15 protein-coding genes are annotated in these 16,550 nt (G+C 71.8%); 8 read left to right on the top strand and 7 right to left on the bottom strand.

Translation table 11 applies throughout. From position 1 onward, the window contains the following. The first annotated feature begins 66 nt into the window (after window positions 1-66). From ACFQ6N_RS00515 to ACFQ6N_RS00490, 6 genes are all read left to right on the top strand, one after another. The gene (locus ACFQ6N_RS00515; protein WP_380645906.1) at window positions 67-684 is read left to right on the top strand and encodes a DUF6939 family protein; all 618 of its coding nucleotides are present in this window, start codon (window positions 67-69) and stop codon (window positions 682-684) included. 290 nt (window positions 685-974) lie between these two features. Then, on the top strand, window positions 975-1,550 hold the full coding sequence (locus tag ACFQ6N_RS00510) for a HEAT repeat domain-containing protein (RefSeq protein ID WP_380645905.1): 576 nt from the start codon (window positions 975-977) through the stop codon (window positions 1,548-1,550). Window positions 1,551-2,547: 997 nt separating this feature from the next. Next, window positions 2,548-2,793 carry a DUF2283 domain-containing protein gene (locus ACFQ6N_RS00505; RefSeq protein WP_380645904.1) on the top strand — a complete coding sequence of 82 codons (246 nt, stop codon included), beginning with the start codon at window positions 2,548-2,550 and terminating at the stop codon, window positions 2,791-2,793. Window positions 2,794-2,926: 133 nt separating this feature from the next. Beyond that, a complete protein-coding gene (locus ACFQ6N_RS00500) occupies window positions 2,927-3,382 on the top strand; it encodes a hypothetical protein (RefSeq protein ID WP_380645902.1) in 456 nt (151 codons plus the stop codon). A 182-nt stretch (window positions 3,383-3,564) separates the two neighbouring features. Next, window positions 3,565-4,146: a suppressor of fused domain protein gene (locus tag ACFQ6N_RS00495; protein WP_380645901.1), complete on the top strand. Its 582-nt coding sequence runs from the start codon at window positions 3,565-3,567 to the stop codon at window positions 4,144-4,146. A 581-nt stretch (window positions 4,147-4,727) separates the two neighbouring features. Continuing rightward, a complete protein-coding gene (locus ACFQ6N_RS00490) occupies window positions 4,728-4,877 on the top strand; it encodes a hypothetical protein (protein ID WP_380645900.1) in 150 nt (49 codons plus the stop codon). A gap of 189 nt (window positions 4,878-5,066) precedes the next feature. On the opposite strand, the gene cas6e is transcribed toward ACFQ6N_RS00490, so the two are convergent. From cas6e to ACFQ6N_RS00465, 5 genes are read right to left on the bottom strand one after another with little or no spacing between them, the layout of a single operon-like run. Then, window positions 5,067-5,801 carry a type I-E CRISPR-associated protein Cas6/Cse3/CasE gene (gene cas6e / locus ACFQ6N_RS00485; protein ID WP_380645899.1) on the bottom strand — a complete coding sequence of 245 codons (735 nt, stop codon included), beginning with the start codon at window positions 5,799-5,801 and terminating at the stop codon, window positions 5,067-5,069. Then, window positions 5,798-6,703, bottom strand: a complete 906-nt coding sequence (gene cas5e, locus ACFQ6N_RS00480; protein WP_380645898.1) for a type I-E CRISPR-associated protein Cas5/CasD — start codon at window positions 6,701-6,703, stop codon at window positions 5,798-5,800. The genes cas6e and cas5e overlap by 4 nt, the downstream gene beginning before the upstream one ends. Next, the gene (locus ACFQ6N_RS00475) at window positions 6,700-8,067 is read right to left on the bottom strand and encodes a type I-E CRISPR-associated protein Cas7/Cse4/CasC (RefSeq protein WP_380645897.1); all 1,368 of its coding nucleotides are present in this window, start codon (window positions 8,065-8,067) and stop codon (window positions 6,700-6,702) included. Before ACFQ6N_RS00475 ends, cas5e begins: the two co-directional genes overlap by 4 nt. Before the next feature lie 4 nt (window positions 8,068-8,071). Continuing rightward, window positions 8,072-8,767: a type I-E CRISPR-associated protein Cse2/CasB gene (gene casB / locus ACFQ6N_RS00470; RefSeq protein WP_380645896.1), complete on the bottom strand. Its 696-nt coding sequence runs from the start codon at window positions 8,765-8,767 to the stop codon at window positions 8,072-8,074. Continuing rightward, entirely contained in the window at window positions 8,760-10,268 is a 1,509-nt protein-coding gene (locus ACFQ6N_RS00465; protein ID WP_380645894.1) for a type I-E CRISPR-associated protein Cse1/CasA, read from the bottom strand. The genes casB and ACFQ6N_RS00465 overlap by 8 nt, the downstream gene beginning before the upstream one ends. A 253-nt stretch (window positions 10,269-10,521) precedes the next feature. Here ACFQ6N_RS00465 and cas3 point away from each other — a divergent pair, with 253 nt between their 5' ends. Then, the gene (cas3, locus tag ACFQ6N_RS00460) at window positions 10,522-13,608 is read left to right on the top strand and encodes a CRISPR-associated helicase Cas3' (protein ID WP_380645892.1); all 3,087 of its coding nucleotides are present in this window, start codon (window positions 10,522-10,524) and stop codon (window positions 13,606-13,608) included. A 171-nt stretch (window positions 13,609-13,779) separates the two neighbouring features. On the opposite strand, the gene ACFQ6N_RS00455 is transcribed toward cas3, so the two are convergent. Both ACFQ6N_RS00455 and ACFQ6N_RS00450 read right to left on the bottom strand, forming a co-directional pair. Next, entirely contained in the window at window positions 13,780-14,538 is a 759-nt protein-coding gene (locus ACFQ6N_RS00455) for a hypothetical protein (RefSeq protein ID WP_380645890.1), read from the bottom strand. A gap of 31 nt (window positions 14,539-14,569) precedes the next feature. Continuing rightward, complete coding sequence (locus ACFQ6N_RS00450; RefSeq protein WP_380645889.1) at window positions 14,570-15,634, bottom strand: GlxA family transcriptional regulator; 1,065 nt, start codon at window positions 15,632-15,634, stop codon at window positions 14,570-14,572. A 109-nt stretch (window positions 15,635-15,743) separates the two neighbouring features. Between ACFQ6N_RS00450 and ACFQ6N_RS00445 the strand changes: the two genes are divergently transcribed. Beyond that, entirely contained in the window at window positions 15,744-16,385 is a 642-nt protein-coding gene (locus ACFQ6N_RS00445; protein ID WP_380645887.1) for an HD domain-containing protein, read from the top strand. Window positions 16,386-16,550 lie beyond the last annotated feature (165 nt).

The following is a 16,550-nucleotide window of genomic DNA, read 5'->3' as shown; positions in this document are numbered from 1 at the left end:
GGACGGAATGTCAGTGGCATCGGAGATGCTCGACGGCAGGTGCCAGCAACGTCAGGGAGCCGCCGCATGCCCATCCGCATTGCCAGTCGTCGCCGCGCGACAGCCTCGCTGAACGCCGCCTTCCCCGGTGCGGAGATCATCCACGTGACATCGAAGGCCTCGGATCCATGGGTGCGGTTGAGTCCCTTCTATCCGCACGGCGGCATCCCGGTCCCCTACAGCGACGGTGTGACGAGTCGGTCGGTGGAAGGTATCTGGCAAGCCCTCAAGGTCTTCCAGGACTCGGACGTCGATCCCGCGAAGCTCGGGGTCACCACGATGAAGGGGCTGAAGCGGACGGTACGTCGCTACGGTCCGGTCCGAGGCCATCGAGCCGGGTTGGACGGTGACCGGTTGCTGTCCTACGAGGAGGCTCGGCGCCGGATCTATCTGCCGGCCTACCGCTGGATCCTTGAGCACCGCGTCCCCGATCTGGTCGAGCGGCTCCGGCACAAGGAGGATGTCGTGCTCCTGGACTACACCACCAACGGAGACGTCGCCGACCTCGCCAGCCCGCTCTCCCACGCCGCGCTGATCCAGCTGTACATCGAGGGGCGCTGGCCCGGCGAGGCCAGCGCAGGGAATCCGGTAGAGGCGGCGACCGAAGCGACCGAAGCGACTGAAGCGACCGAAGCCGGAAGGTGAGTGCTGCACAGGGGTGCCGGATGGCCGTCGCGTTCGAGACTGGCGTGCCGACTGCTGGTCGGGGCTCGGCGGGCCGGCGTGCCACCGGCCTCCCCCAGCGATTTTCCGCAGAAAATTCTGGAGGGTTCTGGCTGAGGGCTCTCCCGTAATCGGTCTGCGCGAGCCCACGCCGAGTCGTCGCAGCGCGCTACCGACCTGCCCGGCAGCCCGGGCCGATGGCACGGCACACGCCCCTCCACCGAGGCGAAATCCCTTTGCCCAACTGTCCCGGATGGTTCGACACTGAGGTCATGCTCGGATTCATCAGGACCGACAACGAAGCCCTCGTGTCATGCCTGGGCGACCCACAACGCGCCGTAGCCGCCTACCGGGAGCTGCTGCGGCGCAAGGAGGACGCGCTCGGCGCCATCCGCGCCGGCCTGTCCCACGAAGCCGCGGCGGTCCGAGAAGGCTGTTGCCGGCTCCTGGACCACCTGGTCGACACCGAGTCCATGGACCAGCTCATCACCATGGCCGACGATCCCGACGCCAAGGTCAGGATGGCCGCGTTCCATGCCCTGGCTTGTGACCGCTGCAAGGGGGACACATGCGCGCCGGGCGCGGACCGGGTTCTCGAACCCGCACTGCAACACCTGGCCTCCGACCCCGACCCGCAGGTCCGGGCAAGGGCCGCTGAGCTCGTCGGCAAGTTCGTCCACACCGATGCCCGAGCCGTCGCAGCCTTGCAGACATCCTATGCGCAGGACCCGAGCCCGGCTGTCCGGAAGATGGCAGGCTGGTTCATCCCTGGAGGGAGCATCTACGAACGGACCGCCCCACGTGCGCCCAGGAAACGGGACAGCCTTCGGCCGAAGCCAGGATCGTGACCCGGCCTCGGCCTCACCCAGTCCCCTACGTGGTGCCCGGCGGCGCTCCGCAGCAGCCACCGATTTTCCGCAGAAAATTTCGGAAGGCCTCTCTGAGCGCCCCGACGGCGGATGTGGGTGTGGGTGTCGGCCGTGGCTTCGGGTGGGCTCCGGCGGAGGGGATCGGCTCGGGGCTGCGGCACTGTCCTCGCGTCGACCGCCCCAGTTCAGGTTCCGGGGGAGTCGGCCGCAGCCGTGGTGGAGAGCAGGCGAACCGCATCGGGCAGCAGGTGCAGCTCGTATGGTGTGTAGCAGTCCGACATCTCGCTTCCGACTACCGCGCCGCACCGGCAGGCCCGATTCGGCGGACCGTCGCCGGGGGATCCGCAGCACCCGGGCCGCCCATCCGGTGCCATGTGCAAGGTGAGGCCGGGCGCATCGTCGGGGTGCAGGACGAAGGTGTTCCGGGGGCCGGCTGAGACGACCACCAGGCCGTCGAAGTCACTGATGCAGGGGCCGCCGGGGTAGGCGGGAGGAAAGTCATCCTGGTCCGCAGCCGGTACGAACGGTGGCCCGTGCGGTTCCGGATCGACCGCGTAGTGGCCACGAGTCACGGTGGGCGGGGCTTGCCGCCGACCGTTCACGAGGTCCCTCTCGAACAGATGCCGAGGAGGAACGGTCGGGAGGAGGGCAAGAGCGACGGTGAGAGCCTCACCGCAGGCGGCGCAATGAAAGGTCGTCATCACCCGCCTGTCTACAGCGTCGCCTCTCAACGCCACAACAGGATTCCCGTCGGCTTGAACGAGCGCCGGCGGAACTGCGGGCGGCAGTCGGCGGGGCCTGGGGGAGAGGCGTGAGGGAGGCACGTGGGGGAGGGGCGGTGATCTACCGACCATGGGTCCTGCGAGGTGCCTTCGAATTTTCCGCGGAAAATTCCGCTGCGACGGGCAGGATGTGAGCGCTGGTCCAGCGCGGACGAAGACCGCGCCGGCACGACGAACAAGGGAGCACGTCTGCTGTGGCAGACCTCAGAGTCACCTACGACAAGACTGCGGACGCGGCGTACGTGTACCTCACCGACCCGCAGGTTCGTACCCGGTCCTCGTACATGCATCCCTGCGATCCGGAGGATGTGGGCGGCATGATCAACCTCGACTTCGACGAGCGAGGGCGCCTCATCGGCATCGAGGTACTGGGAGCCGCCTCCAAGCTGCCCGAGTACCTGCTCGCGTCATCTGACCGTCTGGACGTCGGGGACTCATGAACCGGATGAGCACAGTGGCGTGTGTCCCCAGCCTTCGTGATCACGCCAGGTGCGAGAGGAGGGACGTCTCGAGGCCCGATGAGGCCGGAGCAGGGGCCCTCTCCTCCGCTTGCAGCACCGATGAAGGAGGACCGTGGAGCTCACCACGCAGGTTCCGGAGCGAAAGCTTGGGCCGTATCCGTTGGACGAGGACGGGATCGCGTCCCTGCTGACGCGTTATGAGTTCGGCGATTCCTGTCTCCGTCGCGTCATCCTTGATCAGGAGTACGGTGCCCGGGCAGTACGAGGACGGCTTGTGAGGCTCGTGATCGAAGCCAGGGTGGCCGGCGATGAGCTGCGCTGGGAGCCCGTCTGCCTGGATCTCGTGGACGTGCGACGGTTTCGCATCGACGAGAGCGTGGGGTTCAGCTGGGTGCTCTACGACCCACCGCAGTTCACGCACTTCGACGGACTGGTGCAGGTGGATCTGTGCGCCGAGCGTTTTGACGGCCCAGGGCCCGCGAGCTCCAAGGAAGTCTTCGAGGGGTCGGAACTGGTCTTCGAGGCAGCCGGCGGCACCTGGAGTGCCCTGCACCCCTGGGGTCAGTGAGACCGTTCTCCAGGGCTGGTGTCCGGGAGGGCGGCGATCTACCGGTGATGCGTCTGGCGCGGGTGTCCCTGAATTTTCTGCGGAAAATTTCGTCGCGACGGGCAGGGCGAGTTCCCTCAGGCGTGTCGGGTTGGGCCGCACCCGGCTGATGAGCTCCTGCGCCCCGGAGGCATCATGATCGGATGCCTACTAAAGCCGCCGCACATACCGCTCTGCTCGACCACCTTCGCAGAACCCTTCCTGGCCGTGTCATTGACGAGGTCGCCGGTGTCGCCGGTCCGATCGAGGATCGTGCGCCCGGGTTCCGCATCTTCCGGATCCACCCCGCCCACCCCGGGGACTGGTGGCTCTATGTGACGTCGGGCTGTTGGGCGTCGACGCAGCACGGCGGTCATGGGACGGAGTTCTTCCTTGCCGCGCCGCGTGACGAGTGGGTCAACCTGGAGAGCGTCACCATGAACGCGTACTACCACTGCGGGCCCGTCCATCAACGACTCGACGTTGGACATACCGTTCCCATTGGCCGGCCGTGGCTGGACGACTCCGATTGCGACCACTACTTGGTCAGCCTGCCGTACCCGCTGGGGCCCGAGTTCGAGGTCTGTAGCTGGGGCGATGGGGCTCACGCCCGGATTCTGTGGCTTCTGCCGATCACCAGGGCGGAGAAGGACTTCCGGCGGGAGGGTGGCTTGGAGGCTCTTGAATGCCTCTTCGAGGAGCACGCGATCGACCCGGTCGATCCCGCGCGGCCCTCCGTCATCTGACTACCCGTCGCTCTGGGCCGACCAGCACGAGGGACGCCGACGACGGGGTCCCGACGACGGGGTCCCGGTGGTGGGGGAGGCCGGAGGAGCTTCCGATGTGTCAGATCGGCGGCGGGCAGCGCTTCGGTGGGCGGCGGGGCTCAAGGGGGGCCGATTTTCTGAGCGAAGGCGCGTTTTTCGACTGGAGGGTGATCTGCGTTCAACGCCTTGAACACAAAAGACATTTTAGACGGCTTCTAAAAAAGATACGGGTCATTCCGACCGAACGCTGATCCGCGAGGCATGGGAGGATCTGATCATGATCATCATGCGAAGGGGCCATGCCTCGTAGGAAGCCCGCGTCGCTTCGGCGACGTGACGTCCGGGCGCGGAGCCCGTGGGTGCGCTATCGCGATGTACCGGGTCTGTCCGGGGCGGCGAACGCGGCGGTCCGGCAAGTGGAGGCCGGCAGATGGCTGCCCGGCCGGTTGTCGGCCGCGGTCAGCGTGTGGACTGCCCACGTTCACGGGAGCGGGCGGCACTGGCGGCCGTGGGAGGAAGAGTTCACCTGCCCGTGCTGCGGCGAAGGATGGGCACGCGACTTGCTGGCGGAAGCGCTCCACGTCCTGCCCGCACCGGCCGCGCGAGAGCTTCGCGTCCTCGTCGAGGCGATGGACGACGTCCTGCTCCGGCGCACGCACCACGACCCGCAGACCTCACCCGACCTGCCGTGGTGGCGGCGAAGGTGCTGACAGCCCCGTGCGGCCTGCACGGTAGGCGAGCCCCTCGGGCGGTCCTTTCCCCGAGATGTCCTCATGGTCGTCCTCGGGTGCGAGCAGGAATTGACAGCCCAACTCCCTTGACACATAGGATGGTTGGGTGAACGAACCTCCGGGTCCCGCAGGCTCTTGCTCTCTGCGGGACCCGGGGGAGTGCCGCCGCTATTCGCCGGTTGCGGGGCGGATGAGGAGGAGGCCGGCGCTGTAGGAGCGGGCGCGGCCGATGCCGGTGGCGAGGGCGTCGACGAAGGCGTGCGGGTCGGTGATGGTGAGGGTGCCCTTGATCTCGGCGCGGCCGATCTTGGCGCCGTGGTGCTTGGCGGTCAGGCCGAGTTTGGGGAGCATCCGGATCGCCATGGTGTCGGGGTCGCCGTCGGCGCCGATGCGGCGTACCCCGGCCGGGCCGACGCGGTCGGCGCCGGTGGGTTGGAGCCGGGCGGCGAACCACTCCTTGACGTGGCGGGGGGTGGTGTCGGAGAGCCGCTTGCGGACGACGGTGCCGTCGCCGGCGCGGGTCTGGCGGTCCCGGGTGGGGTTGACGACGATCCGGAACCCGTGGGTGGCGCCGGCGCGAACCGTGGTGTCGACCTGGAGGAGGGCGATCCTGTCGGCGAGCGCCGCGCGCGGGATCGACGACCAGTCGGGCTGGACGCGGGACTGCACGATCACGACCAGGCTGTTGTTCCTCAGGTCCAGCGTCCAGGTGTTGAGGATGCCCATCTGGGCGCGCGGGTCCGCCTCGCCGGGCTCGGTCCAGCCGTAGAAGCCGGACATCACCAGCCGGTGCATGATGTGCGGGTCGAGGATGGCCTTCTGCGCCAGGGCGTGCGTCGCGTCCAGGTGCAGGACGCTGTGGCAGGCCACGAAGCGGGCGGTGTCGGTGGAGGCAGTGGTCACAGCAGGTGGTCCCATCCGATGGACTCGCCGGGTTCGATGCGTACGCGCTTCTCCCAGCGGGGCGCGTAGGACCGGTGCACGGTGTGGAAGCTGACGGGGTGGTCGGCGACCGAGGAGGCGCCGGGGGTGCCGGCGGGCACCTCGATCCAGGTCCAGGGGCGTTCGGTGGCGGCGTTCGGCAGCAGCCGGGTCCGTGCGAGGACGTCCTCGATGCGGCCCGCGTGGACGCCGCCGGAGATCTCGCCCGCGGGCGGGCAGTTCTTGCGGCCGAGCCAGAGCAGGCGCCGGGGCTGTTCGAGGGCGGTCGCCAGTTCCTCCAGCAGGCCCTTGTCGGTGTGCTCGACCGCGGCGACGAACTTGGCGTCCGCCAGGTAGCTGCGGCTGGTGATCATCGGATCGCGGCCGACCCTGCGGGCGAGGAGGGTGCCGCTCTCCGGGTCGGGGGCGATGCCCTTGGGGGCGCCGTACCAGCCGGTGACGGCCCGGGCGGGGAGGGTGCCGAACGTCGGCCCGGTGGCGCCTTCGAGGGCGGTGGCGGCCTGCTGGGCCCGCCGGTGGTCGGTGATCAGGTCGCGGGGGCGCAGCGGGTACCGGCCGCCGCCGACGGTGTGGAAGTCGCGTACGGCCGTGCCGGGCCGGTCGGCGCGGACGGCGAAGCGGAGTTCGTCGAGCGGCTCCAGCGGCCGGTCAGGGCGGTCCGGGAGCTCAGGGCGGTCGGAATCGTGCGGCCCGGCCGCGCTGCCGGGCTCGTCGCGGGCGAAGCCAGCCGCGGCGGCGAGCAGGCCGATGAAGCCGGACTTGGTCGGCCGGAGGTGGGTGTCGCGCCGGTCGAAGCGCGAGACGAGGCCCCAGGCCTGGAGCGGCCCGGCGAGCCGGGCGAGGAGCACGTACGGCTGGGTCACCGGGCGGTCAGCTCCTCGGCGGTGTCGGCTTCGGCGGCGGCCAGGGCGCCCTCGGCGGAGAGTTCGTCCAGCAGGTCCTGGATGCCGAGGTCGTAGGTGAGGACCCGGCCGCCGGCGATGTCGGAGCGCTTGCGGGTGACCAGGCGGTGGTGCTTCAGGAGCCTCTCGGCGGCGGCCCGGCTGGCGCCGCCGCCGGCCTGCTCGTCGATGGGCTCCTCGAAGACGGCGGAGTAGTTGAAGGGCCGCTTGCCGTCGAAGGCGAGGACTAGCTTGGGCAGGGAGCCGGTGGAGGCCGTGGTGTTCTTCTTGGCGGCCGGCATGGCGTCGACGAAGGCCTCGACGAACTGGCGCTCGGCGGCGGCGGCGGCCCGGTCGGCCTCCTCGGGGCTCATGCCGCCGGCCATCAGGTTGACGCGCAGCTGGACGCGGTCGAGTGCGGCGTGGCGGTAGAAGGTGCCGGAGATGAGGGACTGGTAGCCGGTCATGCCGGCGCCCGAGTCGTCGGCGGCGTCGAGGTAGTCCAGGGCGTTGGTCTTGCGGCGGATCTTGGAGTCGTCGGCCGCGCTGTAGAAGTCGTCGATCTGCGAGGCGGCGTGCACGGTGAAGGCGGGGCCGGTCATCACGGCGCCGTCGACGTTCGGGGAGTCGGCGATCTCGGCCAGGAAGCGGCCGTAGAGGGCGATGTCGATGGCGTCCCGGGGGGCGAGGGCCGCCAGCACGGCCGCCCGGACGGTCTTGGGCAGGGTCGGGATGCCGGCCTCGGCGGGGCTCTCCTCGATCTCGACGGGCAGGACGTCCTCGTCGGCCTGTGCGGTGCGCTTGCGGCCCTTGGTCCTGGCCTTGGCGGCCTCCGCGCTCTTGCGGGCCTCCTCGAACCCGCCGACCCAGGAGACGACCTCGTCCCGGTGGGTGTCGAGGTACTCCGCCAGCCTGGCCCCGGCGTCCTCGGGGGCGAACAGCAGCACTTTGGTCAGGTTGCGGGTGCGTTCCTTGTCGCCGAACTTGAGGCCCACGCCCTCCAGGACGGCCTTGGCGACGGGCAGCGCGTCCTGCTCCTCCCAGCCGAGTCCGCGCAGTGCCTCCGCGGTGAGCAGCGCCCACTCGCGGGTGCGGATGCCCATGGTGTAGCCGGCCAGGGCGCCCTCGCCCGCGTTGGCCTTCTCGCGGCTGAGGGTGCGCTCGGCCCGGCGGCGGGCCTGGGAGGTGATCAGGTTACGGGTCTCGCCGCCGAACGGGATGATCTTGGCCATGCCGTTCTCGTCGCGTACCGGCAGGACGGCGACCAGGCTTTCGAGGGCGTGCAGGGACAGGAACTGGTGGCCGTCGAGCCGCTCGGAGACGGCGCTGGTCCGGATGATCGTCATGTCGTCAGCCGTTCTTCTTGGCAGGGTATTCGGGGGTGTAGAAGTCGCGGGCCCAGCCGTACGGGGTGGCCCTGCCGGTGGCCTTCCAGACGGACAGGTCCTCGGCCAGCCGGGCCCAGGACGGCGGTGCGACCTCACAGGCGCGGGCACGCTCGACGGCGTGCTGGAGGTGGCGCACGGGAAGCTCCCGGGAGGCCACCAGGCGGTCCAGGAGGCGCTTGGCGCCCGGGTCGTTGCGGCCCCGGCCGGCGGGGGAGCCGATGCGGCGCAGGGCGTCGCCCATCGAGCCGAAGCCGGCCTGGGGCACGCTCCGGCCGGCGTGGTAGCGGGCGAAGAGGAAGGCGACCTTCTCGAAGACCGGCCGGTGGTCCTCGTCCGGGCTGAAGGCGGCTGCCCGCAGCCTCGGCTCGGACAGGGCCTCGGGGCGGCGCAGGTCGGCGAGGCGGCCGTAGTCGTGGGACCACACCAGGCCGCACAGCCAGCCGGTGAGGCGCTGTGCGGGGGGCCGGTCGGTCCCGGTCCCGGGGCCGTCGCCGGGGGCCCTGCGGCCGGGAACGCTGCCGGTGCCGGTGCCCGGTTTCAGGATCGCGGCCAGGTCCAGATCCAGACCCAGATCCAGCTCCGGGTCGAGGCCCGGGTCGAGGCCCGGATTACGGTCGAGGCCCAAGTCCAGGTCCAGGCCCAGCTGTTCGTCACTCACGCGGGGGCTCCTTCAGGTACGGCGGGCACGAGGAGCTCGCCAGCATCTTCTTCAACTTCTGCTCCGCCCTGGCCCGGGCGTTCATCCCCCGCCCGCCGGGCGGCAGCGAGGCCAGGCGGGCCCCGAGGACCCTTCCGGTCAGGTCGCGGATCTCCCGGCCGAAGTCGGCCAGGGGGCCGTCGCCGGCCGGGGTGCCGTCGCCCACCTCCGCGATCAGGCAGGAGAAGTGGTCGGCCGCGCCCGCCCAGAGTTCCGGTTCGGCGTGGAAGCGCTTCAGCAGGGTCGTCCTGTCGGACGGTTTCGGGTTGGGGTAGGCCTCGTCGCGGGCCACGGAGGCCGCGGCGTACAGGGCCTTGGCGGCGTACTCGCAGATCTGCGAGCCTTCGTCGGCGGCCCACTTGAGCTGTTCCGCCCGCCGGGGCACGTAGGGGAAGGTGTCCGAGACCCAGGCCGTGGCGGTCGCGTGCCGGGAGACCAGGCCGACCGCGGTCAGGTCCACCCGCCGGTCGTCCAGGACGGCCAGGCGGTCGTACAGGTCGGCGCCCTTGGCCGGCTCCGGACCGGTCTTGTACGCGGTCGCGTAGACCGCGTGGGACTCCCGCCAGAGCGCGCGGTCCTCGCTCGGCCGCAGGGGCTCCGGGTCACCGCCGCCCCGGCCCGCCACCAGGACCGCGTCCTGGAGGTGGACGGGCGCCAGCGGGTCGAGCAGTTCGCCGGCGGCCTGGAGGACCCGGTCGACCATGACCCGGCCGTCGATCACGGCGGGCCTCAGGAGGATCGACCGGCCGAGGAAGGAGTGGAGGTCGGCCGGTCCGTCCGGCAGCCGTGACACCTTCCGGCCGCGGAAGGTACGGCGGCCGGGGCGGCCGTCGGTCCAGGAGTAGTTGAAGGTGCCGGTCTCGTCGGGCCCGCACGGCATGGTGTTCAGCCGCAGTGTGTCGCCCAGGGTGCGGCCGCGGGCCAGCACGCGGATCCGGGTGCCGAGCCTGCCGACGGCCTGGTAGGTCAGTTGCGGGCCGAGCCAGTCGGCCTTGGCCATGGCCCGTCCGCCGAGGCCGTACGCGTGCTGGGTCAGCATGGCCCGGAAGGCCGCGTCCGGCGGCATCGGTTCGGGGTCGTGCAGGTGCACCTTGTCGAAGAACTGGTTGTAGTCGCCGGTGCGTTCGATGACGAGCTGGGCCGAACCGACGCCGTGGGCGGCCATGAACGGGGCCAGCAGGGCGTTCTGGCCGAGCGGGCGCTCCGGGTGGAACAGGTCCCAGTGGTCGGCCGGCCGGCTCTCCAGCCAGCTCGCCGCGTCCTCCAGGGGGTGCCCGTCCCGCACCCACCGGTGCCAGTCGACGGGCGTGAGCGGTGCGCAACCGGAGGCGTAGACGATCGCCATCAGGTACTCCAGCACGGCGACCTCCTCGCCGGGGGTCGAGCTGACCAGCGCGGTGAAGTCCTCGGAGTTCCGGAGGAGTCCGACCAGGCCCACCCGCTCGACACCGACCGGATGCACCGCCGGGCCCTCGCCCTCCGCCGGCCGGCCGTCCTCCGGTGCTCGGCCCCGCTCCGGCGGCCTGTTCCCCTCCGGCGGCCGGTTCCCCCCTGGTGGCCGGCGCAGCCCGGGACGTGTCAGTACCGGCTGGCATGCTTCCGTCCGAGGGTCCCAGCTCGACAGTACGTCCCGAGATTCGAGGAGATCTCGTGACATCCTTGCATTTTGACGGTTCGTCACAAACGCGGACCCTACTAGCCCGGGGAGTGGCCACGTGACGGAACCTCAGGAAATCACCCGCGCGGGGGTCACGCTCTGGGGCAAGACCGACCTCTTCAAGAGCAGTGAGAAGCGCGGCGGCCCCTCCTGGAACCCGCTCCTGGCCCACCTGCTCGACACCGCCGCGTGCGCCGGAGAGCTGTGGGACCACTACCTCGCGACGCCCGTCCGCGACCGCCTCACCGAGGCACTGGGCTCCGGGGACACCGCAGCCGCCCGGCAGAACGCGATGTTCTACGCGGCCCTGCACGACCTGGGGAAGGCCTCGGCCGGCTTCCAACTCCGGTTCTCCGACACGGACAAGGGGCACCTGCGCAGAGCGGCCAAGGACTGGCTGGTGCGGGCCCGCGCGAACGGGCTGCCGCTCCCCGCCGACCCGCGTGCGGCCCGTCGGCTGCGGCACGAGCTCGTCACCGCGGACCGCCTGCCCCGGCTCCTCGGCTGCGCCTGCGGGAACTGCGGCGGTACGGGCGCCCCGCACCTCGGCCTGCACCGGGTGGCCCTGCTCCTCGGCGGCCACCACGGCCACATTCCCGGCCCCGACCTGCTCGGGCGCGCACCGACGGCGGCCCCGCCCGAGGACTGGGACGGCATCCACCGGTACCTCATCGCCGTCCTGGCGTCCTTCCTGGACGTCGACCTGGCCCGCCTGCCGGAGCAGACCTCGTTCGCGCGCCCGGCGGCCCTTCCGCTCTTCGCCGGCCTCGTCGTCACCGCCGACTGGATCGCCTCCGACGACAACCGCTTCGAGTACCGCGAGACGGGGACCATCCGGCAGTGGTGGCACGACGCGCAGCGGCAGGCGCGCGCCGCCGTGCGCGAACTGCGCCTCCACCGCTGGGAGCCGGAGCCCGCGTCCTGGGCCCGGCTCTTCCCCGGCACCCCCGATCCCCGTCCGTTCCAGCGGGCGGCGATGGACGCCGCTCCGCAGGAGGGGCCGGCCCTCGTCCTCATCGAGGCGGGCACCGGATCGGGAAAGACCGCCCTGGCCCTCTGGTTCGCCCACCACCTGGCCCGCACCAACGGCTACCACGGGTTCTACACGGCGATGCCCACCCGCGCCGCCACCGACCAGGCCGCCGCGGAGCACATCGCCTTCCTCGCCCGGGCGTTCGGCCGGCCCACCGACGCCAACCTCGCCGTCGTCCACGGATCCGCCGAAGCGACGGACACCGTGCACCGGCTCCTCGACGCGGGCGAGGCCTCCACCCGGCCGGACGACCTCACCGACCTCACCCCCAGCGTCGAATCCACCCTCTGCGACCGCCACGACCGGGACGGGACCACCGGCGTGGTCCTCGACCCCTGGTACCTCCGCCGCTGCCTCGGCCTGCTCTCCACCTTCGGCGTCGGCACCGTCGACCAGATCGTCCTCGCCTCGCAGCGCTCCTCGCACTGGTTCCTGCGCCTCTTCGGCCTCGCCAACAAGACCGTCGTCATCGACGAGGCCCACGCGTACCAGCTCTTCCAGGAACGGCTGCTCGGCGCGGCCGTCTCCTGGCTCGCCGACGCGGGAGCCTCCGTCGTGGTCCTCTCCGCGACCCTCCCCGCCGCCACCCGCGACGCGCTGGTGGCCGCCTGGTGCCGCGGCCACCGCACCACCGCACGGCCCACCGAGGCCGAGGGCCCCGCCGCTCCCGTTGCCCCCATCACCCCCGCCCCTCCCGTCACCCCTGTTGCCCCCATCACCCCCACCGCTCCCGTCACCCTCGTCGACCGGCACGGCCGCATCACCCGCGCCGCCCCCGACGAACCGGCGGCCCAACTCCACACCCGGCTCGACCTGCTGCCCGACCCGGGCGCCGCGGCCCTCGCCGACCGCCTCCTGCGCGAAGCCGCCGCCGGAGGCGTCACCACCGTCATCCGCAACCGGGTCGGCGCCGCCCACGACCTCTACACCCACGCCGTCGACCAGGCCGGGAAGCACGGCTGGTCCCGGGACGAGATCCTGCTCCTGCACGGCCGGCTCGCCCCCCGCGACCGACTGCCGACGGAAGCCGCGATCCGCCGGCTCATCGGCCCGGGAGAGGACCGGGAAGCACCCAACCCGCGGCGCCCGGCCCGACTGCTCGTCATCGCCACCCAGGTGATCGAACAGTCACTGGACCTGGACAGCGACCGCCTCTACACCGACCTGGCCCCCGTCGACCTGCTCATCCAGCGCCGCGGGCGCCTCCACCGGCACGCCGTCAACGACCGCGCCGGCACCCGCCCGGCCGACCTGCGCACCCCCCGGATGACCGTCCTGTGGCAGCCGGACCAGGACCACCTCCCGCTCGTCCACCCGCCGACCCGCCGCACCCCGGGCAACCCCGACGCCCTCGTCTACGCGCCGTACGCACTCGCCGCCACGTACCGGCAGTTGGAGGAACGCGCCGCCGAAGTGGCCTGCCCGGGCTGCGAGAACGCCCGGCGGGCCGATCCGGGCGCCCGCATCGCCTGCCTGTCCACCCCCCGGGACAACGAGGCCCTGATCGAGTCCGTCTACGCCCCGGCGCCCTTCCCCCCGACCCCCGTCGGGAGCCTGCTGGCCACGACCTGGGAGAGCTGGACGGCCGAACTCGCCAAGCACACCGACGCGGCGAAGGCCTACGCCCTGCACCCCTACCAGCCCGCCGACGGCACCCCCGTCGACGCGCACCTCCTGGAGAGCGGAGGCGCCAACGGTCACGGCAACGACGGCACCCCGGGCCTGGCAGCCCGCTCACGCCTCGCGGAGCGCTCCGTCGAAGCGGTCCTGCTCTACCACCACCCCACCGAGGACGAGCACCCCGGCAACCACTACAGCTACGACCCGCAGGGCCGGATCAAGGCGGACCTCAAGCGGTACGGCCGCCGAGTGGCGGAACGGGCCGCCCGGCGAGCCCAGCAGCGGCACCTGCTCCTCAACACGGTGGCCGTCCCGCAGCACTGGTTCGAGTACCTCCCGCGCGCCGAGTACTGGGAGAACCCGGGAATCGGAGTCCTGCGCCACCGGCGCGTCATCATCCTGAACCCGGACGGCACCGGCCGGAAGGGGAGCGCGCTCGAACGGCTTCGCTACGACCCGGCCAGGGGCCTTCACCTCGACCTCCGAAGGTGAGGGGGTACGCTGCCCCTCGCTGCTCCCGGCGTCCGCGGGGATGGGCCCGATGTACCGAGCTCTCTGCTTCCATGCTCCCCGCGTCAGCGGGGGAGACGCCGAACTGCCACTCCCTGCAAGGGTGTTGGTGGCGGCGGGGGTACCGGAGTCGCCGCGCGGCACTTCCTGGCGTCAGGTGGACAGCGGGTAGTCCGGCAGCGGGTAGCCCAGCTTCTCGTTCTGGAAGCCTCCCCAGACCTCGGCGACGGCACGGGGATCGCCGGCGGTCAGCTGCGCTTCGAGGCGCCTGGCCTGCTCCGACGGGTCGTCCGCCGAGATCGGGAGGGTCATCCCGAACTGGATGTAGGGCAGGTCCGTGTCCTCCCGGTCAGGGGGATGCCTCAGGACGACCTGGATCTCCTCGGGGGCCCCGCGAGCGGCCCAGATGTCCTCCAACTCGCACTCCCACCTGGCGAGCCAGTCCCCGGGCTCCCTCAGCGCCGCCTCCAGCAGCATCGCCACCGTCACCGCGGGCCACTCCCAGCTGCGGTCCGCCTCGGCCCGCGAGACCTCGGCCTCGTACTGGTCCGCGGCGAACCGGATCTCCGGCAGGTCGAGGCCCTGCTTGACCGGGTCGCGCCAGCCCTCCCAGACGACCCGCTCCCCGTCACGCCTCACCGTCACGTACAGCGCGCCGCAGCACCGCTCCCAGCAGCACCCGGACAGACCGAGCCGGACCTCGCGCGGCGTAGCCGTGGTGTGCAACCGCCCGTTCCGCTCCAACAGGTACCGGGGGACCGACCCCAGGAACCGGGAGCCCGCGCTCAGACCGCGGCCGGCCAGATCGGTCAGCAGGTCCCGGCCGCTGACGACCGGGCGGACCTCCAGGATGCCCTCGCCGACCGGTGGGCAGACGATCTCCAGGCTGAGAATGTCCGGTTCGATGGCCATCCGGCCATCGTCGCGGAGCGGGCCGCAGCTGTCACCCGAATTTGTGAGGCCCCTGACGGTCTGTCAGATGCGGGCCGGTACCCGGTCCGGGAGCCGGGCCGCGGGTGGTGGAGAAACGGCTGCGGTACTCGGTCGGGGTGGTACCCAGATGGCGGGCGAATGCGCGGCGGAGGGTCTCGTCGCTGCCGAGGCCGCTGTGGCGGGCGGCGGCGGTGACGCTGTGGCCGTCGAGGAGGAGCTGCCGGGCGCGGTCGAGACGGACCTGTTCGACCCAGCGGGCCGGGGTGGTGTGCAGTTCGGCCTGGAAGAGCCGGGTCAGGTGGCGGGTGCTGACAGCCGCGGTGGCCGCCATGGCGGGCAGGCTGTGGTCGGCGGCCGGGTCGGCGAGGACCGCGTCGGTGAGGGCGCGCAGCAGGTCGTTGCGGGCGGGCGGGGTGGCCAGGGCGGTGGAGAACTGGGACTGGCCGCCGGGGCGCTGCATGAAGACCACGAGTTCACGGGCGACGGCACGGGCGGTGTCGGCGCCGTGGTCGTCCTCGACCAGGGCCAGGGCGAGGTCGATGCCGGCGCTGATGCCCGCACTGGTGTGGAAGCGGCCGTCGCGTACGTGCAGGGCGTCGGGTTCGACGCGGACGAGCGGGTGGCGCAGGGCGAGGGCGCGGGCGTGGCGCCAGTGGGTGGTGGCGCGGCGGCCGTCGAGCAGTCCGAGCTCGGCGAGGACGAAGGCGCCGCTGCACACCGAGGCGACCCGCCGGGCCCGCGCGGCGAGGTGGTCCGCGGCGGCCAGGAGCCGGTCATCGGGCCCGCAGCCGGGACCACGGCCGGGACCGGAGCCGGGACCGGAGCCGGCACCGGTCTCGGCGAGGTGGTCGGCACCGGCGATCACAAGGGTATCGAGCGCGTCGAGGGCGTCGGGCGTCGCGGTGGCGGCCAGGGCGACACCGTTGGCGGCCGTGACGGTGCCGCCGCCGGGGGAGACCAGGCGGGTCGCATAGGGGTGGCCGAGCCGGCCGGCCTGGTGGAGGACCTCCATCGGTCCGCTGACATCGAGCAGCGTGACCCCGTCGAACACCAGGAAGGCGACGTGCCGCGTCATGTCCGGATCCGAGGGATGAGTGTCTGTACGGACATGGCCCCAGCCTAGGCCACCAGGCGAGGCTGGAAGCCAGGGAAAACGCCGGAGGACTCCGAAGGAGAGAAGTCACATGACGAACGAGACGATCGCGGGCGTGCGCATCCCGGACAGCGCCCTGGCGCGGGAGGCCACCGAGCTGGTGCGCGAGGCGGCATCCCCGCTGCTCTTCGACCACTCGCGCCGGGTGTTCCTGTTCGGGGCGCTGCGCGGCGCCGAACAGGGCCTGGAGTACGACCCCGAACTCCTCTACGTGGGCGCGATGTTCCACGACCTCGGCCTCACCGGCCGCTACGCCCGCACGGACCAGCGCTTCGAGATCGACGGTGCCGACGAGGCCCGCCGCTTCCTCCAGGCCCACGGCATCACCGGCGAACCCGCCCAGCGGGTCTGGACCGCCATCGCCCTGCACACCACCCCGGAAGTCCCGCTCCACATGGCACCCGAGGTCGCCCTGGTCACCCGGGGCGTGGAACTGGACGTCCTGGGCCTCGGCTACCACGCCGTCACCGACGAGCAGCGCGCCGCCGTGGTCACCGCCCACCCGCGCCCCGACTTCAAGAACCGCATCCTCGCCGCCTTCACCGACGGCACCAAGGACCGCCCCGCCACCACCTTCGGCAACGTCAAGGCCGACGTCCTCGCCCACTTCGCCCCCGGCTTCGCCCGCGCCGACTTCGTCGAGGTGATCCGCGCCTCCCCCTGGCCCGAGTGACACCATCGCCACCCGCCCGGCACATGTTCGTCCGGGCGTCCGGGCGTCCGGACGCCCGGGGGCCTGCGGAACTTCGGCAGCGCCCAGCGCCCAGCGCCCAGCGTCCACGCCGCCCTGCACGCGGGCCGGGTGGGGTCCTGCCGCCACTCGTGTCGGTGGGTGGGT

Source organism: Kitasatospora sp. NPDC056446, assembly GCF_042796115.1.
Lineage (GTDB): Bacteria > Actinomycetota > Actinomycetes > Streptomycetales > Streptomycetaceae > Kitasatospora.
This window is presented reverse-complemented; position numbering and strand designations above follow the sequence as displayed.

Coding starts and splice junctions, on each gene's coding strand:
- ACFQ6N_RS00515 (WP_380645906.1), top strand. CDS start 67: ATGCCCATCCGCATTGCCAGTCGTCGCCGCGCGACAGCCTCGCTGAAC.
- ACFQ6N_RS00510 (WP_380645905.1), top strand. CDS start 975: ATGCTCGGATTCATCAGGACCGACAACGAAGCCCTCGTGTCATGCCTG.
- ACFQ6N_RS00495 (WP_380645901.1), top strand. CDS start 3,565: ATGCCTACTAAAGCCGCCGCACATACCGCTCTGCTCGACCACCTTCGC.
- ACFQ6N_RS00475 (WP_380645897.1), bottom strand. CDS start 8,067: ATGACGATCATCCGGACCAGCGCCGTCTCCGAGCGGCTCGACGGCCAC.
- ACFQ6N_RS00455 (WP_380645890.1), bottom strand. CDS start 14,538: ATGGCCATCGAACCGGACATTCTCAGCCTGGAGATCGTCTGCCCACCG.
- ACFQ6N_RS00450 (WP_380645889.1), bottom strand. CDS start 15,634: ATGACGCGGCACGTCGCCTTCCTGGTGTTCGACGGGGTCACGCTGCTC.
- ACFQ6N_RS00445 (WP_380645887.1), top strand. CDS start 15,744: ATGACGAACGAGACGATCGCGGGCGTGCGCATCCCGGACAGCGCCCTG.